Origin of the sequence: Vibrio sp. 10N.222.48.A3 (assembly GCF_041475345.1) — a bacterium.
Lineage (GTDB): Bacteria > Pseudomonadota > Gammaproteobacteria > Enterobacterales > Vibrionaceae > Vibrio > Vibrio tasmaniensis_A.
Map to the genome: position 1 here is coordinate 1 of NZ_JBFRVX010000974.1, position 4,158 is coordinate 4,158.

4 protein-coding genes are annotated in these 4,158 nt (G+C 42.7%); 2 read left to right on the plus strand and 2 right to left on the minus strand.

What is annotated here, in order from left to right; all coding sequences use genetic code 11:
* On the minus strand, nt 1-964 hold a 964-nt coding region (locus AB4653_RS22640), incomplete at its 3' end, for a TonB-dependent siderophore receptor (protein ID WP_372105383.1).
* 261 nt (nt 965-1,225) lie between these two features.
* Nucleotides 1,226-2,134 (minus strand): AraC family transcriptional regulator, encoded by a 909-nt coding sequence (locus AB4653_RS22645; RefSeq protein ID WP_009845540.1) that lies wholly within the window; start codon nt 2,132-2,134, stop codon nt 1,226-1,228.
* Between the two features lie 219 nt (nt 2,135-2,353).
* Between AB4653_RS22645 and AB4653_RS22650 the strand changes: the two genes are divergently transcribed.
* The gene (locus AB4653_RS22650) at nt 2,354-3,112 is read left to right on the plus strand and encodes a siderophore ferric iron reductase (protein WP_009845541.1); all 759 of its coding nucleotides are present in this window, start codon (nt 2,354-2,356) and stop codon (nt 3,110-3,112) included.
* A gap of 76 nt (nt 3,113-3,188) precedes the next feature.
* Nucleotides 3,189-3,974 carry an ABC transporter ATP-binding protein gene (locus AB4653_RS22655; RefSeq protein ID WP_009845542.1) on the plus strand — a complete coding sequence of 262 codons (786 nt, stop codon included), beginning with the start codon at nt 3,189-3,191 and terminating at the stop codon, nt 3,972-3,974.
* Nucleotides 3,975-4,158 lie beyond the last annotated feature (184 nt).

Here is a 4,158-nt window from a genome sequence, read left to right on the forward strand (position 1 = left end):
TGCTAGTACTTTCTTGATAAAAGTCAGTTTTCATATAACGGAAATTCTGAAGAAATGCCCAATTTGAGTTGAAATCATGGTTAAACTTATAACCAGTAATAAAGAAATCACGTTTGATGGTGTTGTAATTAACATCCCCGGCAAATGTCGAAGGTGATACTTTTCCTGATTCAATCGCCGCTAATGGGAGTGTCACGTTCTGACCTAATGCAGGGTCATTCTGATAATAAAGATTGAAGTTAATAAAGGTTTTATCAGACACATACCAATCGATTGATGGCGCAATCACATAGCGCTCTTCCTCAACACCGTCTACTTGCGTATCTTTCTTACGACCCAGAGCAACCAAGCGATAAGCAACGTTGTCACTCAAAGCACCCGTTGTATCCATTGAAGCTTCAACTAAGTTATCTAAACCCGTTGCTAAGCCAATTTTCGTAGACTCTTCGAACTTAGGCGCTTTTGCAATGATATTAACCATGCCTCCTGGTGGCATTGATCCGTAAAGAACCGATGTTGGACCTTTAAATATTTCCAAACGCTCCATCGCAATAGGATCAATCTGAGGTTGTACGTTCCATCCAGGAAGGATTGGCAACATCATTCCGTCATAATAGTTATTCGTAGAGTCAAAACCGCGAATTTTAACCCAATCACTAAGAACCACTGCACCACCTTTATTCTCGGTTGATACACCTGGTGCATAGCGAAGAGCTTGCATTACAGACTTAACACCACGTTGTTCCATCTGTTCGCTTTCGATAACGTTAAGTGTTTGCGGCGTTTCTTCTGGTGCTAAAACGGTTTTCGTTGCTGTATTACGGTAGGCTTTACCCATAACAGTAATAGTTTCTACATTCGAATCTGCCGAAGTAGCGGTATCTTCCGCGAATGCTTGCGCTGAAAACGCAGTCAGCAACGCGACTGCCAATGATGAATACTTAAAACGAGTGTGAGTGGTCATGATTCCCTCGGTACCAATGCTTAATTGTAAATAGTAATAAATCTCATTTGCATTGTATGTATCTAGAGGTAGGATAATTAACAATTTGGTGCAAGTTCAAAAAGAACTTGGCCTATTTTGAGTAAAACTAGGTCAATTGCTGATTAAACACACAATTGATCTAGTAACATTTGACCTAGTAGCGTTTGACCTTGTAGCCTTTGACCTTGTAACACAAAGGCTTTTGAGAAGGGGGGAGAAAGTCGGAGAGCTGAAATATGACTACGATTTAATAATAGGAACCCAGTACTCCATTTCCGCATCAGAAGCATGAGCTTGATAACCAAATGGGTACATCTCAAGTTCATAACCATCAACGCCACGATAACCTGAATTTGGAAGCCAATTAAGCACAAACCAACTTAGAGTATGGGGTAGATGCTCTATAGGACCACGGTGCTTCACTACAGCATAGGTTTGCTTCGGAATCGTCAGCACCTCTAACTTATCAGAGATAATACTAGGCAGTTGCGGGATAGAGATCTCGTCATGAAGCTCAACGCCCGCCCAATAGTAAATATTGGTTCCGTCAAAACAAGACTGAGTCAGGTCAACAACGCCAATAAACTGGAGCATGTTGGCGTCAGGGATTTCAACCTCACCTTCTAAACGTGACCATAGCTGAGGGACTTTCTGCGCGAAGTCTTGCGTGAGTGAAAACAAGCCACTGATTTCTGATGTCATTCCTTTCACTAAGAAAGACTCTCTTTCATCAATGCGTACTTCCACAAAGCTTAACGCCCTATTTTCTGAATTACTCGCCGTTTCAGATACTTGTATCGGCTTTTTTAACCCTACTCTTTTGCCTGCTTTTCTATACTGACTTGGGCTTACCCCAAACATTTGCTTAAACGAACGGCTAAAGCTTATTTCTGAATTGAATCCGAGACCAAGCGCAATATCGATAACACGATCTTTTCCATCAAGCAGCTCTTCGGCAGCCTGACTTAACTTTAGCTCTCTCACATAGTTCGCCACGGTAAGCCCGGTTTCGGCTTGAAACACTCTTTGCAGCTGCCAACGAGACCAACAGCTTTGCGTCGCTAAATCTTCTAGCGATAACGCAGAGCTAAGATTCGCATGGATATAAGCCAGAACGCGGCTGATACGGTCAAATGCAGGTGTGTTCATATTCAAGCTTTCATCTTCTCTATTTTTGACTAGGGCGTGTTGGGTTCAACAATACTTTTATCACTTAAAGTGGCTTTTATCACTGAAAAAAGGACAGCCCATCCAAACTTTATAAATCTCAAAAACGTAAAAAGCACCGAGTAGATGCTCCATTTTGTATGGTTATCCTCGACTATGTTCGTTATGATAACGCAACTGATTCTCATTTATTGATTTAAGATGCTTCCCCAACTGCACAATATTATCACTCGTCGGAAAGCCCCGTCCCTACATCAAAAAATCTTCGCTTACTCAAAACAAGTGACCCCTTATTTAAGCGGAAGCTTTGGTGCACTTAATAACAAGAGCATTGCGGTAACAAATGAGAATAGCCATAAAGAGCTCAAACGAGTTTACGATGGTCTTTCGCAAAGCCACCCAGAAGCAGGCAAAGCGTATTGGTTAACACGAACCTGGGATCTCGTGTGTTGGCAGCCTATCTATGTGACTTTCATTTCTATCTATGGGCTTCATTCATTGCCCGACATCAAGAATATCGGTCAATTTAGATACAAAGAGTTCATTACTGGCTACCGCTTCTTTAATGGTGATCATCAACATGGCTCACCAGAAGAGCTGATTCCCGATGCTGGTGAAGCCATTCTTGCACTGACTGAGTTTTATCGAAGCCAGATCAGTGAATGGACACGTATTCGCCCAGGATTTACCAATCATTTATTGGCCGATCTATTGTTAGGCAGTTTGATAAAACTTCAGCAACACGAACCAAGCCTGACCAACGATTACATTACTGCGCAAGCTAAACTTTGGCTAGAAGCATGCCAGTTGTCTGAAAATCATTTAGACAGCCTTAAAGTGGATTCTAGTTCGGGGATGTTAAAACTGATCAGAATCAGCTGCTGCCTGGTTTATAAGTGCGATTCAAGAAAGTACTGTGATAATTGCCCTAGGCATCCAGACAACAAAAAAATCGCTTAGTCACGCCATTTATTAAAGTTCAATACGACGAGCCTTCTCCATTGAGCTTCGCTACTGACCTAATTACAGGACTGACATGTTTCAGCTTTCAAACATCAAAGTTATTCGTGATGAACGAACCATTCTCTCAATCGAAGACCTCGCGATTCCGACCAATGAACTGACAGTCGTTCTTGGCCATAATGGTTCGGGTAAATCTACACTCGTTAATTTGCTCTCTGGGCAGATGTCGCCGGATCACGGCAGCGTGGAACTAGACGGCACTTCCCTCTCTTCATTCAAAAGCAAAGATTTAGCGAAAAAAATTGCTTATTTACCGCAAAAGCTCCCCGCTTCTGCTGGCTTAACCGTAGAAGAGTTGGTTCGTTTAGGACGTTTCCCATGGAGAGGCGCGCTAGGCCGTTGGAATTCAGAAGATAAGTCGATTATCCAACAGGCGATGGAAAGAACCGGTGTCACTGAATTCTCGCAAGCCTTGGCGGATGATTTATCTGGAGGAGAACGTCAACGCGCGTGGGTATCGATGTTGTTGGCTCAACAATCACCAGTACTAATCCTTGATGAACCAACTTCGGCACTGGATGTGCATCATCAGTTTCAGCTTATGGGTTTACTGTCTGAACTCAACAAAACGGAAAATGTTGGGGTGATCGTCATTTTGCACGATTTGAACTTAGCACTGCGTTACGCGACACACATCGTTGCACTGAAAAAAGGTCAGATTGCTTTTGAAGGCAGTGCGGATAAGTTACTTGATGAACAAGCGCTATCAGCTTTGTATGAGTCTTCGATTCGACTGATCGATCATCCAGTTCCAGCTAAGACAGCAGCAAGCGAGAAGGTTGCAGTCGTCTGTGAATAGTTCGGGCATTTCAGCTTAAGTCTAAGCTCTAAGCTCTAAGCTCTAAGCTCTAAGCTCTAAGCATAAAGAAGGCCATTGAAGTCTCAGAACTTTAATGGCCTTTTCGTTTTTCACTCGCTAGCTAAATAATTAACTAATTAACTAGCTCAGCTGCGACTCTCTCGCTTCTTGACTACTGAAACCA